Source organism: Microbacterium sp. NPDC055455, assembly GCF_053619935.1.
This window is the reverse complement of sequence record NZ_JBSHLB010000009.1, coordinates 17,618-36,374: the sequence shown is the minus strand read 5'-3', so window position 1 is coordinate 36,374 and position 18,757 is coordinate 17,618. Positions and strand designations below refer to the sequence as shown.

Here is an 18,757-nt window from a genome sequence, read left to right as displayed (position 1 = left end):
GGCGTGGCCTCAGCCCTCGTCGTCGAGCTCGGCTTCGTCCTCGGGCTCGTCGTCGCGCTCGTCGACCGAGCGGGCGTACCACGCGTCCCATTCGTCCATCAGCCGTTGCACGGCGGCGTGGAACCGCGCGGTCGCGGCGCCCGGCGTCGTGTCGCCGAAGTAGCGCGAGACCCACTGCTCGAGGCGGGCCACCGCGTCGGGGTCGTCCAGCACCCGCTCGGTCTGCGCGACGATGTCGGGGGCGTCCGCGGCGGTCAGCCACTCGCACGCCGACAGGTAGCCGTGGGTGTCGATGGCGGCCGCGGGGTCGGCCGGACGCGTGATCAGCAGCGGCCTGTCGGCCGCCAGCCGGTCGTAGACCATCGCCGAGATGTCGACGACCGCGACGTCGGCGGCCGACAGCTGCCAGCCGAGGTCCGGGCCGTCGTCGAACACGTGCTGCGCCGCAGGATCGGCGGCGTTCGCTGCGGCGAGGGCGGCGATGATCCGCCGGTTCGCGGCGCCGTACTCGGCGTTCACGACCCCCGAACGAGGGTGGGGCCGGTAGATGACGCGATGGCGACCGGTGCGCAGCAGCGCCGCCACGAGCGCCTCGCCGTGCGTGACGATCGACCCGTAGTGGGCCGACGGCCGGTCGCCCTCCCACGTGGGCGCGTACAGCACCACGGTCCGGTCGTCGGGCGTGTACGGCAGCGCGCCGGAGTAGTGGTCGGCCTGCGGGCGGCCGATCGCGATCGCCCTGTGGTCGAGGTCGTAGTCCCAGAGCACCCGCGACAGCCGCTGCCGTGCGGCGTCGCCCGCGATCATGGCGTAGTCGTAGGCCTTGTACTGGTTCGTGGTCATGTACATCTTGTCGGACTCGCCGTGGTTGATGAACACGTGCCAGCGTCGGCCGTAGCGGAACATCTGGAAGTTGCGGGTGTTCTGATTCACGTAGAGCACCACGCGGATGTCCTGCGTGGAGATGAAGCGCTCCAGATCGCGCACCGTCGGCACGAACGCGACCGGCAGGGCGTCGTCTGCCAGCAGCGCCTGCGCGCCCGTCGCGGACCGGCTCAGCACGACGACCGGCCACGTCTTGGCCAGCCCGGCGAGCGGCTTGTACCACTGCCGCATCTGGTACATGTTGACCGCGCCATCGGCGAAGTACACCGCCACCCGGTAGTGGAACGGCGGATGCTGCGGCCCGGCCGACTGCGTGCGCCTGACGTCGATGACGGCGGAGCGGTTGCGCACCGCCTTCCGTACGAGCGCGATCGCCTTCCTGCCGTCCGAGACCAGTGCCACCCGTCCAGCCTACCCAGGGCACCCGTGACATGATCGACGCGTGCATGTCGAGCAACACGGGCGCAGGGACGCTCCGATCGTCCCGCCGGACGCCGGTGTGAGCTTCGTGATGCCGGTGCTCAACGAGCGGGGCTACCTGCGCCGGGCGGTGGAGACCGTCCTCGCGCAGGACGTGCCGGGACCCACCGAGCTCGTCCTTGCGCTCGGCCCCTCGACGGACGGCACGACGGAGCTCGCGCGGGAATTGGCCCGGGAGGACGAGCGGATCATCCTCGTCGACAACCCGGCGGCCGACATCCCGATCGGGCTGAACCTCGCCATCCGGGCCGGCCGCTACCCCACCGTCGTGCGCGTCGACGCGCACTCCGAGCTCGACCCGAGCTACGCCCGCAGGGCCCTGGCGTCGCTCGACCGCGTGCGCGCGGCCAACGTGGGCGGGGTGATGCGCGCCGACGGCCGCACCCCGTTCCAGCGAGCCGTCGCCCGCGCGTACAACTCCCCCATCGGCCTGGGCGGCGGCGCGTACCACGGCGGCACGCAGGAGGGCGAGGCGGAGTCCGCCTACCTCGGCGTCATGCGGCGCGCCGTGCTCGACGAGGTCGGGCTCTTCGACGAGAGCATCCGCCGCGGCGAGGACTGGGAGCTCAACCTGCGCATCCGTCGCGCGGGCTACCGGGTGTGGTTCGATCCGGCGCTCGCGGTCACGTACTGGCCGCGAGAGAGCTGGACGAGGCTCGTGCGGCAGTTCGCGGCGACCGGCCGGTGGCGCGGCGAGCTGGTGCGGCGCTTCGGTCGAGGCAACTCGCTGCGCTTCTTCGCTCCGCCGCTCCTGGTGCTGACGATCCTGCTCGCCGTGGTGGTGGCGGCCCTGCAGCTGACGGGCGTGCTCCAGGGGTGGTGGTCGGTGGCGGCATCCGTCGTCTATGTGCCGCTGGTCGTGTACGTCGCGCTCGTCATCGGCGTGGCGCTCGGCCCGGGCGGGGGGCGAGGCTGGCGCGACAAGCTCTGGACGGCGGCGGTGCTGCCCACGATGCACCTCGCGTGGGGCTGGGGATTCGTCGTGGGGATCATCCGCGGCGCCCACGACACCGTCGACACCTCGCGGCTCGGCAGTCGCAACACGCCGCTGCCCTGACGGGGTCTCAGGGGTCGATGAGCCCCTGATCCAGGATGCGGGCGACCACGCGCTCGGCGGCGTGGCCGTCGTCGCGGGCGTTGAACTTCGCCCGCCAGAGCTCGTACCTCTCCGCGTAACGCTCGCGGTCGTCATCGCCGAGGGCGGCGGCGAGCTCGTCCTGCGTGCGAACCATGGGGCCCGGCGCGTGCTCGGCGAGGTCGAAGTAGAAGCCGCGCAGCTCGCCGCGGTAGTGCTCCATATCGGGCACGAGGAAGTACATCGGCTTGCCTGTCACCGAGAAGTCGAACATCACCGACGAGTAGTCGGTGATGAGCGCATCGGCGACGAGAAGCAGCTGCGACGTGTCGGGGAATCCGGTGACGTCGATGACGCGCGGTCCCTCGGCGTCGCGACCCGGCAGGAGCGTGCGGGAGTGCCCGCGGACCAGCACGACGGAGTCCGTCGCCGCGGCGAGCGCGACCGGGTCGACGAAGTCGACGATCTGCTCGCGGTCGTCCCGCCACGTCGGCGCGTACAGCAGCACGCGCTCACCGGGCCGGATCCCGAGCGCGCCGCGCGTCGCGGTCCCGTCGCCGCTCGCGAGCACGTCGTTGCGCGGATACCCCTCCACCCAGATCGGCCGGCTGAGGAACGCGTACGCCTTGCCGAGGATGCGGGCGGCATACGGGTTCTGCGCGAGCAGGATGTTCCAGCGCCGCGACTCTCGCACCACCGCGGCCATGCGCCGCGGGTCGAAGCCGGGGCGGTGCAGGGCGAGCCGCTTGAGGGGCGTGCCGTGCCACGTCTGCAGCACGACCTGCCCCTTGCGCCGGGCGAATCGCCGGCGGAGCCAGTCGTTCACGACGAGCAGACGCGCGGCGCCCCGCGCCCGCCACCACTCCGGGGTGCCTTCGACGACGGCGATCGCGCCCTCGGGAACTGCCACCGAGAGATCCACGACGCTCCAGTAGCGCGTCACGCCCGGCGCGCGGCGCGTGAGCTCCCGATCGATCGCGAGCGGATTGCAGCTGGCGTTGCGCCCGTAGAAGCTCTCGAAGAACACCGCGTTCTCGAACCCGGAAGCCGGACGGGTGGCGTAGCGGCGCTCGAGCGCATCCTGTCCCTCGCCGGAGTCGTAGGCGGGGTCCATCGGCGGTCCCACGCGCAGCGTCCACTGCTCGAGCTCGGCACGCAGCGTTCCGAGCTGGGTGAGCGGGAGCGCGTCGGGAGCAGGGATGCCCCGGTCCGCTGCATCCGTCACCCGGACCTCGTACGTCCCGGTCGGCAGCGGCAGCTCGGGCCCGCCCCATCGCGCGGCGCGGAGGGGCAGCGTCGCCCGCCACGTCTTGCCGCGGCCGCTCAGACGTGCGACGACCCGGGCGCGCGCGCCCACGAGCTCGACGGTCGCCGGCCGCTCGCCCTCGCCCGAGAGCACGAGCGCAGGTCCGCCGTCCGTCGTGAAGCGCGCGTCGGTCATCCGTTTCCTTCCCTCGGGCGGGCGTGGGCGGCCGTACCGGCCAGAATCGCACGGTACACCCTCTCGGCGTTGCGGCCGTCCCGGTGCGCGTGGACACGCGCGCTGAGCGCCATGGCGTGCTCGACGCGCCGCTCGCGCTCCGACTCGTCGCCGAAGAGCGCGTCCAGCTGCGCGGCCGCCTGGCTCCAGTCGACGGCCCACTCGTCGCCCGCGACATCCCGGTATGCGCCGTAGAACCCGCGGCGCTTCGCGTAGTCGACGACGTCGGGAGCGAGGAACAGCGTCGGGAGCGGCACGAGGGCTGCGTCGAACGCGAGGGAGGAGTAGTCGGTGACGAGGGCGTCGAGCCCGGGCAGCAGCGGGGTCACGTCGGCCACCAGATCGCTCCCGAGCGACTGCACCAGATCCGTCGTGACGGGCGGGACGTAGTCGCCGGCGCCGAGCGGATGGGAGCGTATGAGGAGCGTCGCTCCGTGGCGGCGGAGGACGCCGAGGATCCGCGCCCACTCCGCGGCGGTCGGGATCGCCGGGTCGGGCGCGCCGTCGCGCCACGTCGGCGCGTACAGCACGAGTCGCCCGGACCCTTCGGCCCGCGGCACGGCCCGCGCGATCGCCGCGCGGGCCTGCACGCGCCGGTCTTCCGCGGTGCCGCGGGACAGCACGTCGACGCGAGGCTCGCCGGTGACGAGAACGGCGTCGTCGGGGAGCGCGAACGCGGACTCCAGCCGGCCCCGCACGAGGTGCGACGCGGCGGGGAGCAGGCGGATCCGGCGCGCGGCGCCGCGGTACATCGCCCGCAGCATCGCATGCGCCGGCCGCGCCGCCGGCGTCCGCGCGATGGCGCGCGGCAGCCGCAGGGTCTCGGGCGAGTCCAGGCCGATCCGCTTCAGTGGGATCCCATGCCACAGCTGCACCACGAAGGCGCCCGAGACGGCGTAGCGGTTCACGTCGCCGAAGCCGTGCGTGACGACGACCACCCGCGCCCGCGCCGTGCGCCACAGTCCCCGCAGCGACCGCTTGGGGACGCTCGGGATGCCGCGGGCTGCGGCATCCCGCGCCTCTCGCGCGCTGCCGACCAGCCACACGGCGCGCCGGCCGTCGGCGGCGGCGGCGTCCCAGAGGGCGAGCGCGCCGTCGGCGATGCCGACGGCGCAGCCGAAGACCCACTCGTCGCGCGAGCGCGGTACGACGAGGGTGAGGATGCGTCCTGCGGCATACAGCGGGATCGTCGCGAGCTTCCGCGCATTCCCCGCGCCGAACGAGAAGGACGCCATCACGCGAGCCTATCCTGCTCGCGTGATGGCGCCCCGGTGCGTGCCGCCTACTGCTCGAGCGCGCCCAGCGTGACGGTCACCGTCTGCGTCTCCCCGTCGCGGACGAAGGTGACCTCCGCCTCGCTTCCGGCGGCAGCGCCGCGCACCTGCGCGGTCAGGTCGGTGGAGTCGGTGACGGGCACGCCGTTGAAGCCGGTCACGACGTCGCCCGCGGCGAGGCCCGCCGACGCCGCCGCGCCGCCGTCTGTCACCTCGTTGATGTACGCCCCGGTGATGGTCGATCCTTCGACGGATGCCGCGGGCCGCACGGTCGCGCCGAGGAGGCCGTGCGTGGCCTCGCCGTTCTCGATGAGCTCGTCGGTGATCCGCTCGACGATGTCGGACGGGATCGCGAATCCGACGCCGATCGAGCCGGAGCCGTCGGCGGACGCACCGCCCGCGGTCGCGATCGCGACGTTGATGCCGATGAGCCTGCCCTCGGAGTCCACGAGCGCGCCGCCGGAGTTGCCCGGGTTGATCGCGGCATCGGTCTGGATCACCGCGATGGAGATGCTCTCGGTCGCCGTCGACTGCTGGTCGCCCTGGCCGAAGTCGAAGCGGAACGGGCCTTCCTGCCCGTTCTCCTCCGGCTGGTCCTGGTTCTCGTCTCCGGTGTCCGGCGCGGCGGAGGACGCGATCTGGATGCTGCGGTTGAGGGCGCTCACGATGCCCTCGGTGACGGAGTTCGCCAGTCCCAGCGGCGCCCCCACCGCCACGGTGGTGTCGCCGACATTCAGGTCGCTCGAGTCGGCGAAGTCGATCGGGGTCAGACCCTCGGCGTCCTGGAGCTTGATGACCGCGAGGTCGTACGTCGGGTCGGTGCCGACGATCTCGGCGTCGTACACGCGGCCATCGGCCGTCGTGACGCGCACCTGCGCGTCGCCGGTCGCCCCGTCGAGGGTCACCACGTGCGTGTTCGTCACGACGTAGCCGTCCTCGGAGAGGACGACGCCGGAGCCGGTTCCGGCTCCCGCCGAGCCCGTCGCGGAGATGGTCACCACGCTCGGCACGACCTTCGCCGCGATGCCGGTGGTCTCGTTGACCGAATCGGAGTCGTTCACCGTGACGGTGCTCGGGCCGGCGGCGGGCGACGTCGCCGCGGACGTGAACCAGTTCACGCCGGCGTACGAGCCGCCGAGGCCGGCCGCGCCCCCCACGATGGCCGCGGCGACGAGCAGGCCGACCACCTTGCCGGCGCCGGAGGATTTCTTGGGAGCCTGCGCCGTGGCCGTGCCGCGGTCGCCGCCGTCGATGGGCAGCGTGGGCATGGTGTCGGCCGACGCGACGCCGAAGGCGGCACCGGGACCGGATGCGCCGCCCTGCCCCGCGTAGGAGTGGGGGTGCGGCGCGGGCTGTCCGGCATACCCCTGCGGACGTGCGTACGCGTGGCCGCCGGCCGGATACCCCGCCGGGGGAACCGGCTGGGTCGGCGCGCGGTGCTGGGCGGCGGCCTCGGCCGCCGGCTGGGCGGGCACGGCGGGCTGTGCAGGGGTGACGCTCGGCGCCGTGGTGTCATCGGGCGTGGCCGACGCGTCGGCGGGGACGTGGTCTTCCGGGCGGTCGCCCTGGATGTCGCTCATGATTGCTCCTTCTGCCAAGCACTCACAACTGTGCCCACCGATGCTGTGCGTTTCTTATGTCGGGAATGGGACTCGCCTATGCAACGGGGATGAGCCCGCCCGGTACGGTGAAGCGATGCGACAGATCCCCGGAGCGTGGCACCGCACGGCGGCCGGTGCCGGACTCGTCGGCTCGGACGGGTCGATCCACCCCACCATCTTCGCCGAGATGTCCGCCCTCGCGGCCCGCACCGGCGCGATCAACCTCGGACAGGGGTTCCCCGACGAGGACGGCCCGGCCGAGGTGCTCGAGGTCGCCCGCGCCGCGATCGCCCACGGCGTGAACCAATACCCGCCGGGTCGCGGCATCCCGGATCTCCTCGACGCGGTCGCCGAGCACCAGCTGCGCTTCTACGGCCTGCACATCGACCCTGCCCGCGACGCACTCGTCACGGCCGGCGCGACCGAGGCGCTCGCCGCAGCGCTGCTGGCGCTGCTGGACGGGCCCGATGACGAGGTGGTCGTCTTCGAACCGTACTACGACTCGTACGCGGCCGTCGTCGCGCTCGCGGGCGCGAAGCTCGTCACGGTGCCGCTGCGGTGGCCGGACTTCCAGCCCGATCTCGACGAGCTCCGCGCCGCGGTCGGCGACCGCACGCGCCTCATCCTCGTCAACGACCCGCACAATCCCACCGGAGCCGTCTTCGGCTCCGAGGTGCGCGACGAGATCGTGCGGCTCGCCCATCACCACGATGCCCTCATCGTCACCGACGAGGTCTACGAGCATCTCGTCTTCGACGAGCCGCACGTGCCGATCGCCACCCTCCCCGGCGCCTGGGACCGGACCCTGACCATCTCGTCCGGTGGCAAGACGTTCTCCACCACCGGATGGAAGATCGGCTGGGTCACCGGGCCCGCCCCGCTCGTCGACGCCGTGCTCGCGGTCAAGCAGTACCTCACGTACGTCAACGGCAGCCCGTTCCAGCCTGCCATCGCGACCGGACTCCGGCTGCCGGACTCCTTCTTCCGCGGCATCGCCGACACGCTGCGGGCCAAGCGCGACCTGCTCGGCGCCGGGCTGCGGGCCGCCGGCTTCGAAGTGTCCACGCCTGCCGGCTCCTACTTCACGGTGGCCGATGCGGCGCCGCTCGGCGCGACGGATGCCGCGGACTTCTGCCGCGGGCTTCCCGAGCGGGCAGGCGTGGTGGCGATCCCCCTCACGGCGTTCGCGACAGCCGAACGCCGAGCCGACTACGCCACGCTCGTGCGCTTCGCGGCCTGCAAGCGCGTGGACGTGCTCGAGGACGCGGCATCCCGCCTCGCCTCGGCGGCCGGATCCGGGGTCACCGGGGGCTGACCGCGAATCGCCGCAGCCGCAGCGCCGGGTTGACCCGGCGGACACGCTCGATGGCGCCGAGGTCGAGGTGGGCGACCGCGACATCAGTCGACGTACCGACCGCGGCGAGCTCGACGCCCTGCGGATCGACGATCAGCGAGTGACCGACCCCGAGCGGCGGCGGGTGATCGGCCGCTGCCACGAACACCGTGTTCTCGATGGCGCGGGCATGCAGGAGCGTGCGCCAGTGGTGCTCCTTGAGCGGGCCGCGCACCCACTCGGCGGGGACCGCGAACACCTCGGCGCCGGCGTCCACGAGCAGCCGTCCGACCTCGGGGAAGCGCAGGTCGTAGCAGGTCATGAGTCCGAACGTCAGACCGCCGCAGGCGAAGGTCTGCGGCGGCGCCGGCTCCCCCGCCTCGACCCAGTCCGACTCGCGCTGTCCGAACGCGTCGTACAGGTGCATCTTCCGGTAGTGCGCCTGCAGGCCCGCCCCGTCGACGGCGACCACCGTGTTGCGCACGCGCGCCTCGTCGCTCGCCCGCTCGAGCAGGCCCGCCACGACGACGACGTCATGTGCGGCCGCGATCCGTGCGAGTTCCTGCACGAAGGGGCCGTCGAGCTCCTCGGCGTTGGCGGCGAGCGATTCGTCGAAGGGGTCGACGAAGTAGCTCGAGTACTCGGGGAAGACGACGACACGGGCCCCGCGGGCGGACGCGGTGGCCGTGAGCTGGTCGATGGCGTCCAGGTTCGCCGCGGTGTCGGCGGTCGGCGCGAACTGCGCGACGCCCACTCCCAGGGTGTCCGTCATCGGGCGCCGCCCTTCTCTCTCGCGCGGACGCGGATGAGTGCCGGGACCAGCACCCACAGCGCGACGATGACCGCGGCGAGGAGGATGAGCGCCCACCAGAAGGCCGATCCGCCGACGACGACGTCGAAGACGAACGCCACCACCCCGACCATGAGCACGGAGACCGTGAGCAGAGCGGTGATGAGGGCGACGTGGCCGTAGCGGACGACCGCCGGCTTCGCACCCTGCTGGAACACCACGCGGTGCAGGGCGACGGGGGCCAGCGCGATGATCGAGCTGAGGGCTGCCAGCACCACCAGCGTGAGGTATACAGCTCGCTGCCCGGCGCTCAGCTCGGCGAAGGTGGGCTGGAAGGCCAGGGCGAGCAGGAAGCCGGTGAGGATCTGCGTGCCCGTCTGCAGCACGCGCAGCTCTTGGAGCACCTCGTTCCAGTTGCGGTCGGCGCGCTCCTCGCGGGTCTCGTCGCGACCCTCGGCGCGGTCCGCCACGGAGTCTGCTTCGGGGCGATCGGACATGCGCTCATCCTTTCGCGCCGCTCGCGTCGCGGCAACCCGAGGCGACCTGTGGCACGACCCACTCGAAACCCGTGTTAGGCTATTTCTTGTGCCGCGGGGTGGAGCAGCTCGGTAGCTCGCTGGGCTCATAACCCAGAGGTCGCAGGTTCAAATCCTGTCCCCGCAACAGAAAGAAGAAGGGCGTCCCCGACGAGGGGGCGCCCTTCTTCATGTCTCCCGCTTCTCTGTGGCTGCGGGATCCATGGCCTCGCCGAGATCGTCGAGGAATCGGGCGATCACGTCGAGATCATGCCCGTCGTACCTCATGGCGACCTCGCGCATCGCGCGCAAGCGTGCGCCGAACACCGTGAAGAACGCTGCCCGTGCGGAATCCGTCAGCACGACCACGCGCCCCCGCCGATCGCTCGGGTGCGGCCGGCGCTCGACGTGGCCCGACTCGACCAGCCGGTCCAGCAGCTTGGTGGTGGACGCAGTGCTGATGCGCAGGTGCTGGGCGATGTCGCGCGGACTCACCGGACGCCCGGTGCGCTCCCGGATGACCAGCAGCCGCAGTGCGGCGACGTCCGAGGCGTTCATCGCCATGTCGCCCTTCATCCCGCTGTGCATGCGCTCCATGGCGTCGCTCATGCTACGAATGGACGTGAGCACACGCAGCACGGCGTGGTCGTGCTCCGTCTGTGGCAACCAGCGCTCTGACATCGTGGACGTCACCTCCATGCCGTTGTAGCATCACACTCAATAATTCGCTAGCTAAGCTAGCGATTGAGAGGAGCTTTCCGATGACGGACACCGACCACGTGGTGCTGCTCGACGACGAGGGCCGAGCCATCGGAACCGCCCCGAAGTCTAGCGTTCACGGGCCCGACACCGCCCTTCACCTGGCCTTCTCGTGCCACGTGCTCAACAGCGAGGGCAAGGTGCTCATCACGCGCCGTGCGCTGTCCAAGCGCACGTGGCCCGGCGTCTGGACGAACTCCTTCTGCGGCCACCCGCGGCCCGCCGAGCAGGTCATCTCGGCCGTCCGCCGGCACGCCGACTTCGAGCTGGGCCTCGCCCTCAGCGATCTCCGCGTCGCACTCCCCCTGTTCCGCTACCGCGCCACGGACGCGAACGGCATCGTCGAGCACGAGGTCTGCCCCGTCTACATCGCCCACACCGACGACGAGCCGGTGCTCAACCCCCTCGAGGCGCTCGACGCACGCTGGGTCGAGCCCCGGGACCTCGCGACATCCCTCGAGGCCACGCCGTGGGCGTTCAGCCCGTGGCTCGTGCTGCAGGCCCAGCAGCTGCATCTCTTCGACTCGCCGGCACGTCAGCGAAGGGCGTCATGATCATCGGACCTGAGGATCCCGGCGTCGGCATCGCGATCGACGGGTCACTGACGCGCATCCGGGAGCGCGCGGCAGAGCTCGGACCAGGCTTCGGCGCCCTGGCCGACGCCATCACGCGCGCCACCCAGGGCGGGAAGCGCCTGCGCCCCGCGCTGGTGACCGCGTCGTTCGACGCGTTCCGCTCCGGCGACGCCAACGCCTCGGCCGCGCTCTCGGTCGCCGCCGCGTTCGAGCTGCTGCACACCGCGTTCGTGGTGCACGACGACGTGATCGACCACGACATCGAGCGACGCGGCGTCCCCAACGTCGGCGGGGAGTTCCGTCAGCGCGGGCGCACCCACGGCGCCGGCGCCGACGGCGCGGCCCTGCTCGGGGACGCCGCCGCCATCCTGGCCGGCGACATCCTCCTCCATGAGGCGTTCCGTCTCGTGGCGATGGCGCACACCGACGACGCCACGAAGGATCGGCTGCTCACGCTCCTCGACGACGCCGTCCTGGTGTCGGCGGCCGGTGAGCTCGCCGATGTCGAGAACAGCGTCACGTCCGCCTTCCCCTCGCGCTCCGAGACCCTCGACACGGCCTTCAACAAGACGGCGGTGTACTCCTTCCGCGCCCCGCTGCAGGCCGGTGCGCTCCTCGGCGGAGCCGACGCCGACGCACTGCGTGTGCTCGGCGACGCCGGCGGACGCCTCGGACTGGCCTTCCAGCTGGTCGATGACCTCATCGGGGCCTTCGGCACGTCTGCGCAGACCGGACGCGACTGCGGACCCGACCTGCGCGAGACCAAGCGCACGCCGCTGGTCGCCCTGGCGCGCGAGACGGATGCCGCGCCCGGCGTCGACCACGCGCTCGCACTCGCGCGAACCGGCCCCGTCGCGGTGCGCGAGGCGCAGATCGTGCTCGAGGCGAGCGGCGCGCGGGACCGCCTCGTCGCGCTCATCTCCGACACCCTGGACGACGTCCGCGAGGTCTCGGCCGATCCGGCATTGCCGGAGCGGGCGGGGGCGCTGCTGCGCACCCTCGCCGACCGGGTCGAAGGAAGGATCCCGTGAAGGCCTCCCGAAGGCCCGCGGCGACCGGACTCTCGCTCTACGACCGGACGGCCCAGGACGCGGCGGCCGCGGTCATCGCCCGGTACTCGACGTCGTTCGGACTCGCGTGCCGCATGCTGGGTCCGCGTCCGCGCCCGCACGTGCGGAACGTCTACGCGCTGGCGCGCGTGGCCGACGAGGTCGTCGACGGGCCCGCACAGGAGGCCGGCCTCTCGCCCGAGGCGACGGCCGCGGTGCTCGACCAGCTCGAGCAGGAGTGCTTCGCGGCGATCGACCGCGGATTCAGCACGAACCTGGTCCTGCACGCGTTCGCCCGCACGGCTCGCGAGTGCGGCATCGGCGCCGATCTCATCACCCCGTTCTTCGCCTCCATGCGGGCCGACCTCCAGGTCTCGCGCCACGACGCGGCATCGCACGACGAGTACGTGTACGGCTCGGCCGAGGTGATCGGGCTGATGTGCCTGCAGGTGTTCGTGAACGCCGGGTCGCCGCATCCGGTCGCTCCCCCGCCGCGGCTCGTCGACGGCGCCCGACGGCTCGGGGCCGCCTTCCAGGACGTCAACTTCCTGCGGGACCTCGACGACGACAGCACGCGGCTCGGTCGCGACTACCTCGGACTGTCGACGCCCGCGGGCGACCGCGCGGCGGTCCTCGACCGCATCGACGCCGACCTCGCGACGGCGGCCGGCGTGATCCCCGAGCTCCCGGCCGACTGCCGGCGCGCCGTCACGGCCGCCCACGATCTCTTCGCCGAGCTCGCACGCCGCCTGCGGGCGGCGCACGGCGGCGAGGGGCGCGTCCGCGTCCCCGACGCCGTCAAGGCCCGCCTGGCCGCCCGGGCCCTGCTCGGATTCGCTCCCAAGGAGGCGCGCGCATGACTTCCAGCGACGGGTCGCGGACCGCGATCGTGATCGGCGGCGGCATCGGCGGCCTCGCCGCGGCGGCACTGCTCGCCTCGGACGGCTGGGGCGTCCACCTGCTCGAGGCGCGTGACGAGCTGGGCGGACGCGCGGGCTCGTGGGAGCAGGACGGCTTCCGCTTCGACACCGGGCCGAGCTGGTACCTCATGCCGGAGGTCTTCGATCACTTCTTCCGGCTGCTCGGCACCACGGCCGCCGACGAACTGGACCTCGTGCCGCTGGATCCCGCGTACCGCGTGTACTCCGATCCCGCGACCGGGCTCGGACCTCTGGACGTCCACTCGGGACGCGAGGCGGCCACCGCCCTGTTCGAGAGCGTCGAGCCCGGTGCGGGCGCGCGCCTGGACGCGTACCTGGACTCCGCCGCCGACGCGTACGACCTCGCCGTGACGCGGTTCCTCTACGACACGTACGAGACGACCGCGGGGCTGCGCGACCCCGCCCTGCTGCGACGGATGCCACGCCTCGCGCCGCTGCTCACGAGGACGCTCGCACGCCATGTCGACAGCAGGTTCACCGACCCGCGGCTGCGTCAGATCCTCGAGTACCCCGCGGTGTTCCTCGGCGGATCGCCGTACGGGGTGCCGAGCCTGTACCACCTGATGAGCCACCTCGACCTCGACGAGCACGTGCTGTACCCGCGAGGCGGGTTCACCGAGATCATCCGCGCGGTGACGCGCCTGGCGGAGGCCGCCGGCGTCGGGATCGAGACCGGCGCGCGGGTCGCCGCCATCACGACGGAGGGGCGCCGCGCCACGGGCGTGGAGCTGGCGGACGGCCGTCGCCTCACGGCTGACCTCGTGGTGTCGGGCGCCGACCTCCACCACACCGAGACCGGGCTGCTCCCTCCCGAGAAGCAGACGTATCCCGAGAAGTGGTGGGGCTCGCGCACGCCCAGCCCGGGCGCGCTGCTGGTGATGCTCGGCGTGGCGGGATCCCTCCCCCAGCTCGCGCACCACACGCTGCTGTTCACGCGCGACTGGAGGGCCAACTTCGACGACATCTTCGGCGCGCACCCACGGATCCCCGACCCCGCCTCGGTGTACGTATGCCGACCGAGCGCGACCGACGACACGGTCGCACCCGAGGGGCATGAGAACCTCTTCGTGCTCGTCCCGGTGCCGGCCGACCCGTCGCTCGGGCACGGCGGCGTCGACGGCGACGGCGACGCGCGCATCGAGGCTGCCGCCGAGGGCGTCGTCGACCAGATCGCGACGTGGTGCGGCATCCCCGACCTCGCGAGCCGCGTCGTCGTGCGCCGCACGGTCGCTCCCGGCGACTTCGCGGACGAGTTCGGGGCCTGGCGCGGCAACGCCCTGGGCCTTGCGCACACGCTCGGACAGAGCGCGGTGTTCCGGCCGCGGAACGCCTCCCGAACCGTGGACGGTCTCGCGTACGTCGGGGCATCGACGCTCCCCGGCATCGGCCTGCCGATGTGCCTGATCTCGGCGGAACTCGTGGTCAAGCGTCTCCGCGGCGACCGATCCCCCGGTCCGATCGCCGAACCTGCGAGAGTATGAGGGTGCCCGGCATCTATCTCGCCGCCATCCTCGCCTCCGCAGCGGGCATCCTGCTGATCGACCGCCGCTGGCGCCTTGCGGCATGGCGACATCCCGGCCGGACGGCCGCGGCGGTGCTCCTCGGCACGGCGTTCTTCCTGGCGTGGGATGCGGTCGGGATCGCCGTCGGCGTGTTCGTCAAGGGCGACAGCCCGCTGCTGCTGGGCATCGATCTCGCGCCCCATCTGCCGCTCGAGGAGCCCGTCTTCCTCGCCTTCCTGTGCTACCTCGCGCTCGTCGCGTGGGCGGGCGCCCAGCGCCTGATCGAGCGGCGGAGAGCGGATGCCGTCGCCTCCGGCAGGGAGGGCATGCCGTGACGTACCTGCTGCTGAACCTCCCGTTCCTGGTGTTGACCGCCGTCGTCGTGCTGCTGACGGCAACGCGGCCCGGGTTCGGCCGCCGGATGACGGCATCCGCCATCGCCGCCGCCGTCCTCATCGCGCTGACCGCCGTCTTCGACAACGTGATGATCGCCGCGGGGCTCTTCACGTACCCCGAGGGCCTCATCTCCGGCGTGCGGATCGGCCTCGCGCCGATCGAGGACTTCGCGTACCCGCTGTGCGCGGCCTTCCTCGTGCCGGCCGTCTTCGTGCTCCTGTCGCAACCGCGGCGAGCGGCTCAGGAGGTGCGCCCGTGACGGCGGCGGCGCCGCTGCGGGCCTCAGGCGTGGCCCGGCAGCTGTTCGTCTCGTCGCGGCCGGTGAGCTGGATCAACACCGCCTACCCGTTCGCCGCGGCGTATCTGCTGACGACGCGCCAGGTCGACCTGCCCCTCATCGTCGGCACGCTCTTCTTCCTCGTGCCGTACAACCTCGCGATGTACGGCATCAACGACGTCTTCGACTACGAGTCCGACCTGCGCAACCCCCGCAAGGGCGGCGCGCACGGCGCCGTGCTGGATCGTCGGCTGCACCGGATCACCCTCTGGGCGGCAGGCCTGTCGTGTCTGCCGTTCGTGGTGTACCTCGTCGCGATCGGCGACCCGGCGTCCTGGGCGGTGCTGGCGGCGAGCCTGTTCTTCGTGGTCTTCTACAGCGCGCCGCCGCTGCGGCTGAAGGAGCGGCCGTTCCTGGACTCGGCGACCAGCAGCATCCACTTCTTCTCCCCCGCGGTCTACGGGCTGGTCCTGGCCGGCGCCGTCTGGACACCGGGCCTCGTCGCCCTCATCGTCGCGTTCGCGCTGTGGGGCGTCGCCTCGCACGCCTTCGGCGCCGTGCAGGACGTCGTGGCCGACCGCGAGGCCGGCATCGCCTCGATCGCGACGGCGCGGGGTGCCCGCTGGACGGTGCGGTTCGCGCTCGCCTGCTACGCGGCAGCCGGCCTGGTCATGTTCGCGACCGACTGGCCGGGTCCCCTCGCCGCCGTGGTGGCCGTGCCCTACCTCGTCACCGTGTGGCCGTACCGCTCGATCGCGGACGCCGACGCCGGGGCCGCGACAGCCGGCTGGCGCCGGTTCCTGTGGCTCAACCAGCTGTCGGGGTTCCTCGTGACGCTGCTGCTCATCTGGTACGCCGTCCTCACGGCCTGACCTGCGGGCCCGCGCGGCGGCAGCGTGGCAGCGAGGTGGCGGTTACGGCGTGCCGAGCTCGATCAGCCTGTCCACCGCGGCGGTGAGGCGCTCGTCGGCAGCGCCGTACGCGGCCCAGTCGCCGGCCTCGAGCGCCGCCTGCCGGTCGAGCATCGCCTGCTGCGCCTCCTGGAGGGCGGCCTGGTACTCGTCGGTCGGCTCGGCCGGGTCCGTGGGCTCCGTCGGCGCCGGTGTCGGCGCGGGCGTCGCTCCCGGCGTCGGCTGCACGTCGGTGTCACCGGCATCCGCTCCCGAGTCGCCTCCGAAGAGCGTGTCCAGCGCCTCGTTCAGGGTGTCCTCGAACGCGATGTCGTCACCGAACGAGACGAGCACCTTCTGGAGCTTCGGCAGCTTCGTCCCCGCCGAGGACTGCACGAACACCGGCTGCACGTAGAGCAGCCCGCCGCCCACCGGAAGCGTCAGCAGGTTGCCGTTGAGCACCTCGGACTGCCCCTGCTTGAGCAGGTTGATCTGCGACGACACCAGCGGGTCGGAGTTGAAGGTGTTCTGCACCTGTCCGGGTCCGGGGACGGTGGTGTCGGCGTCGATCACGAGCATGCGGAGCTTGCCGTAGTCCTCGCTCTTGACCCCGGCCTCGGTGCCCGCGTTGGAGTCCACGGCGAGATAGCCCATCAGGACGTTGCGCGCGTTGCCGGCCGTGGCCGCCGGGATGAACGACGTGAACATCGAGTACGTCGGCTCGTCCTGGTCGGGCATCTGCATCGTGAGGTAGTACGGCGGCTGGAGCTGCGTCTCCTCCTGCGGGTCGGCGGGCGTCTGCCAGCGGTTGTCGCTCTGGTAGAACGAGCGCGCGTCGTCGACGTGGTAGACGCCGAGGATGGTGCGCTGCACCTTGAACAGGTCGGTCGGGTAGCGCACGTGGCTGATCAGCTCGGCCGACATGTCCTCGATCGGCTTGATCGTGGAGGGGTAGACCTTCTGCCACGACTGCAGCACCGGGTCCTCCTCGTCCCACGCGTACAGCGTGACCGAGCCGTCGTACGCGTCGACGGTCGCCTTGACGGAGTTGCGGATGTAGTTGATGTCGTCCAGCGCGAAGCGCGGCGCCGGGTTGGACGAGTCCGAGATCGCCGAGGTGAGGCTGACCGTCGAGGAGTACGGGTAGTTCGAGCTCAGCGTGTAGCCGTCCACGATCCACACGATGCGGCCGTCCACGACGCTCGGGTACGCGTCGTTGTCGAGCGTCAGATACGGCGCGACCTTCTGCACCCGATCGCGGGGATTGCGGTCGTAGAGGATCTGCGACTCCTCGTTGACGTAGTCCGAGAAGAGGATCTGCTCGGCCTGGAACTTCAGCGCGTAGATGAGCCGGTTGAAGACGCTGCCGAGACTCGGTCCGCCCTCGCCGTCGAACGTCGTCTTCGTCTCACCCGAGCCGTCCTCGCCCGAGGGGTAGTCGAGCTCGACGGGATCAGCGCCCTCGGGGGCGCCCACGATCGAATACGGCGGCGAGTACTCGCCGAAGTAGACGCGGGGCTGGAAGTTCTCGCGGTCCGAGAGGAAGCCGGCGGCGGGGATGCCGCGCTCGAGGAAGACCGGGTCTCCTTCGCCGGTGCGGTCGTTGCCCTTCGCGGCGACGAGCCCGTAGCCGTGCGTGTAGACGACGGCGGAGTTCTGCCAGTCCGCCGCGTTGCCGAGCTGGTCGAGGTTCAGCTCGCGCACCGACACGATCGTGTCCTGGGAGACGCCGTCGATCGCGTAGCGGTCGACGTCGAGCGGATCGGCGAACTGGTAGTACGAGCGGTACTGCTCGAGCTGACGGATGTTCGGCGAGATGATCGCCGGGTCCATGATCCGCACCTGCGCTGTCGTGGCCGCGTCGTCGCGGAGCTGCCCGGCCGCGACGTCGGTCACCGCGGTGAAGTCCTGCTGCTCGAGACCGGCGACCCCATAAGCCTCGTGGGTCATGTCGACGTTGCGCTGGTAGTACTCCTCTTCCAGCGTGAACCGGTTCGGCTGCACCTGGAACGTGTTGACCACCCACGGGTAGCCGACGCCGACGACGATCGCCGAGACGACCAGCAGCGCCGTCGCGATGAGCGGGTAGCGCCAGCGGCCGATGATGGCCGTCACGAAGAACAGGATCGCGACGATGACCGCCGCGAACGCGAGGATCGTCTGCCCGGGGATGATGGCGTTGACGCCGGTGTAGCCGGGGCCGGTGATGCGCCCGTCGGCACCGGACTCGACGAGGGTCTTGAACCGGTCGAGCCACAGGCTCACCCCCTGCACGAGGAGGTAGAGGCCGGCGATCACGGCGAGCTGGATGCGCGCCGACTTCGAGATGCGCAGCTCGCGCTGGCCGATGCGCACCGAGCCGTACAGGTACGACACGAGGGCGGTGACGAGGAGGCACACCAGGAGCACGGCCGAGGCGAAGCCCACCAGCGCGGTCCAGAACGGCATCGCGAACATGTAGAAGCCGGTGTCCAGCCCGAACTCCGGGTCGGTGGTCTCGGTGGCGACGCCGTTGAACCACAGCCAGGTGGTCTCCCACTGCGCCGACGCGGCGAAGCCGGCGAAGAAGCCGAAGAAGACGGGGATGCCCCACATCGCCAGGCGTCGCAGCGGCTCGACGACCTCCTGGTACCGGTCCAGCTGCGAGCTCAGCCGCGCGTACACGGGACGCAGGCGGTAGGCGAGCTGGATGGCGAGCCACACCGGCACCGCCATGCCGAGGAAGCCCACCGCGAACATGATCACGCGCGCGATCCACTGCGTCAGCAGCACCTCCGAGAACCCCAGCTGGTCGTACCAGAGCCAGTCGGCGTAGAGGCTTGCGAAGACGAAGAACGCCACCACGAGTCCGGCGATGACCGCGAGGGTGATGGCGATGACGCGTCTGGTGCGGGAAGGTGTGGCCGGAGTCGGCGACGAGGTCGTGGTCACGATC

Annotated in this window: 17 protein-coding genes and 1 tRNA gene; 10 read left to right on the top strand and 8 right to left on the bottom strand. The window is 71.7% G+C overall.

Translation table 11 applies throughout. The annotated features are described in order from the left end of the window. Positions 1-9 precede the first annotated feature (9 nt). Positions 10-1,287, bottom strand: coding sequence for a CDP-glycerol glycerophosphotransferase family protein (locus ACWGUG_RS17455; protein WP_452325359.1), 1,278 nt, complete (start codon positions 1,285-1,287; stop codon positions 10-12). A 109-nt stretch (positions 1,288-1,396) separates the two neighbouring features. On the opposite strand from ACWGUG_RS17455, the gene ACWGUG_RS17450 reads away from it, so the two are divergent. Next, entirely contained in the window at positions 1,397-2,422 is a 1,026-nt protein-coding gene (locus ACWGUG_RS17450) for a glycosyltransferase family 2 protein (protein ID WP_452325403.1), read from the top strand. 7 nt (positions 2,423-2,429) lie between these two features. On the opposite strand, the gene ACWGUG_RS17445 is transcribed toward ACWGUG_RS17450, so the two are convergent. Genes ACWGUG_RS17445 through ACWGUG_RS17435 form a run of 3 tightly spaced genes read right to left on the bottom strand, consistent with a single transcriptional unit; the run spans position 2,430 to position 6,774 of the window. After that, positions 2,430-3,881, bottom strand: coding sequence for a CDP-glycerol glycerophosphotransferase family protein (locus ACWGUG_RS17445; protein ID WP_452325358.1), 1,452 nt, complete (start codon positions 3,879-3,881; stop codon positions 2,430-2,432). Beyond that, on the bottom strand, positions 3,878-5,155 hold the full coding sequence (locus ACWGUG_RS17440; RefSeq protein ID WP_452325357.1) for a CDP-glycerol glycerophosphotransferase family protein: 1,278 nt from the start codon (positions 5,153-5,155) through the stop codon (positions 3,878-3,880). Before ACWGUG_RS17440 ends, ACWGUG_RS17445 begins: the two co-directional genes overlap by 4 nt. A 47-nt stretch (positions 5,156-5,202) precedes the next feature. Next, a complete protein-coding gene (locus tag ACWGUG_RS17435) occupies positions 5,203-6,774 on the bottom strand; it encodes a S1C family serine protease (protein ID WP_336396797.1) in 1,572 nt (523 codons plus the stop codon). A 115-nt stretch (positions 6,775-6,889) separates the two neighbouring features. Here ACWGUG_RS17435 and ACWGUG_RS17430 point away from each other — a divergent pair, with 115 nt between their 5' ends. Further along, the gene (locus tag ACWGUG_RS17430; protein ID WP_336396796.1) at positions 6,890-8,110 is read left to right on the top strand and encodes an aminotransferase class I/II-fold pyridoxal phosphate-dependent enzyme; all 1,221 of its coding nucleotides are present in this window, start codon (positions 6,890-6,892) and stop codon (positions 8,108-8,110) included. Here the strand turns inward: ACWGUG_RS17430 and ACWGUG_RS17425 are convergent. Together ACWGUG_RS17425 and ACWGUG_RS17420 are read right to left on the bottom strand one after the other, a co-directional pair. After that, a complete protein-coding gene (locus ACWGUG_RS17425; protein WP_452325356.1) occupies positions 8,097-8,900 on the bottom strand; it encodes a carbon-nitrogen hydrolase family protein in 804 nt (267 codons plus the stop codon). The two genes, ACWGUG_RS17430 and ACWGUG_RS17425, sit on opposite strands and share 14 nt — an antisense overlap. After that, positions 8,897-9,415: a DUF6328 family protein gene (locus tag ACWGUG_RS17420; RefSeq protein ID WP_452325355.1), complete on the bottom strand. Its 519-nt coding sequence runs from the start codon at positions 9,413-9,415 to the stop codon at positions 8,897-8,899. Before ACWGUG_RS17420 ends, ACWGUG_RS17425 begins: the two co-directional genes overlap by 4 nt. A 92-nt stretch (positions 9,416-9,507) precedes the next feature. Here ACWGUG_RS17420 and ACWGUG_RS17415 point away from each other — a divergent pair. Next, positions 9,508-9,581, top strand: a tRNA-Met gene (locus ACWGUG_RS17415). A gap of 41 nt (positions 9,582-9,622) precedes the next feature. Here the strand turns inward: ACWGUG_RS17415 and ACWGUG_RS17410 are convergent. Next, positions 9,623-10,042 carry a MarR family winged helix-turn-helix transcriptional regulator gene (locus ACWGUG_RS17410; protein WP_336396792.1) on the bottom strand — a complete coding sequence of 140 codons (420 nt, stop codon included), beginning with the start codon at positions 10,040-10,042 and terminating at the stop codon, positions 9,623-9,625. 152 nt (positions 10,043-10,194) lie between these two features. Between ACWGUG_RS17410 and idi the strand changes: the two genes are divergently transcribed. Genes idi through ACWGUG_RS17375 form a run of 7 tightly spaced genes read left to right on the top strand, consistent with a single transcriptional unit; the run spans position 10,195 to position 15,804 of the window. Further along, positions 10,195-10,746 (top strand): isopentenyl-diphosphate Delta-isomerase, encoded by a 552-nt coding sequence (idi, locus tag ACWGUG_RS17405; protein WP_336396791.1) that lies wholly within the window; start codon positions 10,195-10,197, stop codon positions 10,744-10,746. Then, positions 10,743-11,798 (top strand): polyprenyl synthetase family protein, encoded by a 1,056-nt coding sequence (locus ACWGUG_RS17400; protein WP_336396790.1) that lies wholly within the window; start codon positions 10,743-10,745, stop codon positions 11,796-11,798. Before idi ends, ACWGUG_RS17400 begins: the two co-directional genes overlap by 4 nt. Next, positions 11,795-12,676, top strand: a complete 882-nt coding sequence (locus tag ACWGUG_RS17395) for a phytoene/squalene synthase family protein (RefSeq protein WP_452325354.1) — start codon at positions 11,795-11,797, stop codon at positions 12,674-12,676. The genes ACWGUG_RS17400 and ACWGUG_RS17395 overlap by 4 nt, the downstream gene beginning before the upstream one ends. Next, a complete protein-coding gene (crtI, locus tag ACWGUG_RS17390) occupies positions 12,673-14,238 on the top strand; it encodes a phytoene desaturase family protein (protein WP_452325353.1) in 1,566 nt (521 codons plus the stop codon). The genes ACWGUG_RS17395 and crtI overlap by 4 nt, the downstream gene beginning before the upstream one ends. A 2-nt stretch (positions 14,239-14,240) precedes the next feature. After that, on the top strand, positions 14,241-14,594 hold the full coding sequence (locus tag ACWGUG_RS17385) for a lycopene cyclase domain-containing protein (protein WP_452325352.1): 354 nt from the start codon (positions 14,241-14,243) through the stop codon (positions 14,592-14,594). After that, on the top strand, positions 14,591-14,914 hold the full coding sequence (locus tag ACWGUG_RS17380; RefSeq protein ID WP_452325351.1) for a lycopene cyclase domain-containing protein: 324 nt from the start codon (positions 14,591-14,593) through the stop codon (positions 14,912-14,914). Before ACWGUG_RS17385 ends, ACWGUG_RS17380 begins: the two co-directional genes overlap by 4 nt. After that, a complete protein-coding gene (locus tag ACWGUG_RS17375) occupies positions 14,911-15,804 on the top strand; it encodes a prenyltransferase (RefSeq protein ID WP_336396785.1) in 894 nt (297 codons plus the stop codon). The genes ACWGUG_RS17380 and ACWGUG_RS17375 overlap by 4 nt, the downstream gene beginning before the upstream one ends. Before the next feature lie 42 nt (positions 15,805-15,846). Here ACWGUG_RS17375 and ACWGUG_RS17370 read toward each other — a convergent pair whose 3' ends face one another. Continuing rightward, positions 15,847-18,753 carry a UPF0182 family membrane protein gene (locus tag ACWGUG_RS17370; RefSeq protein WP_452325350.1) on the bottom strand — a complete coding sequence of 969 codons (2,907 nt, stop codon included), beginning with the start codon at positions 18,751-18,753 and terminating at the stop codon, positions 15,847-15,849. Positions 18,754-18,757: the final 4 nt, after the last annotated feature.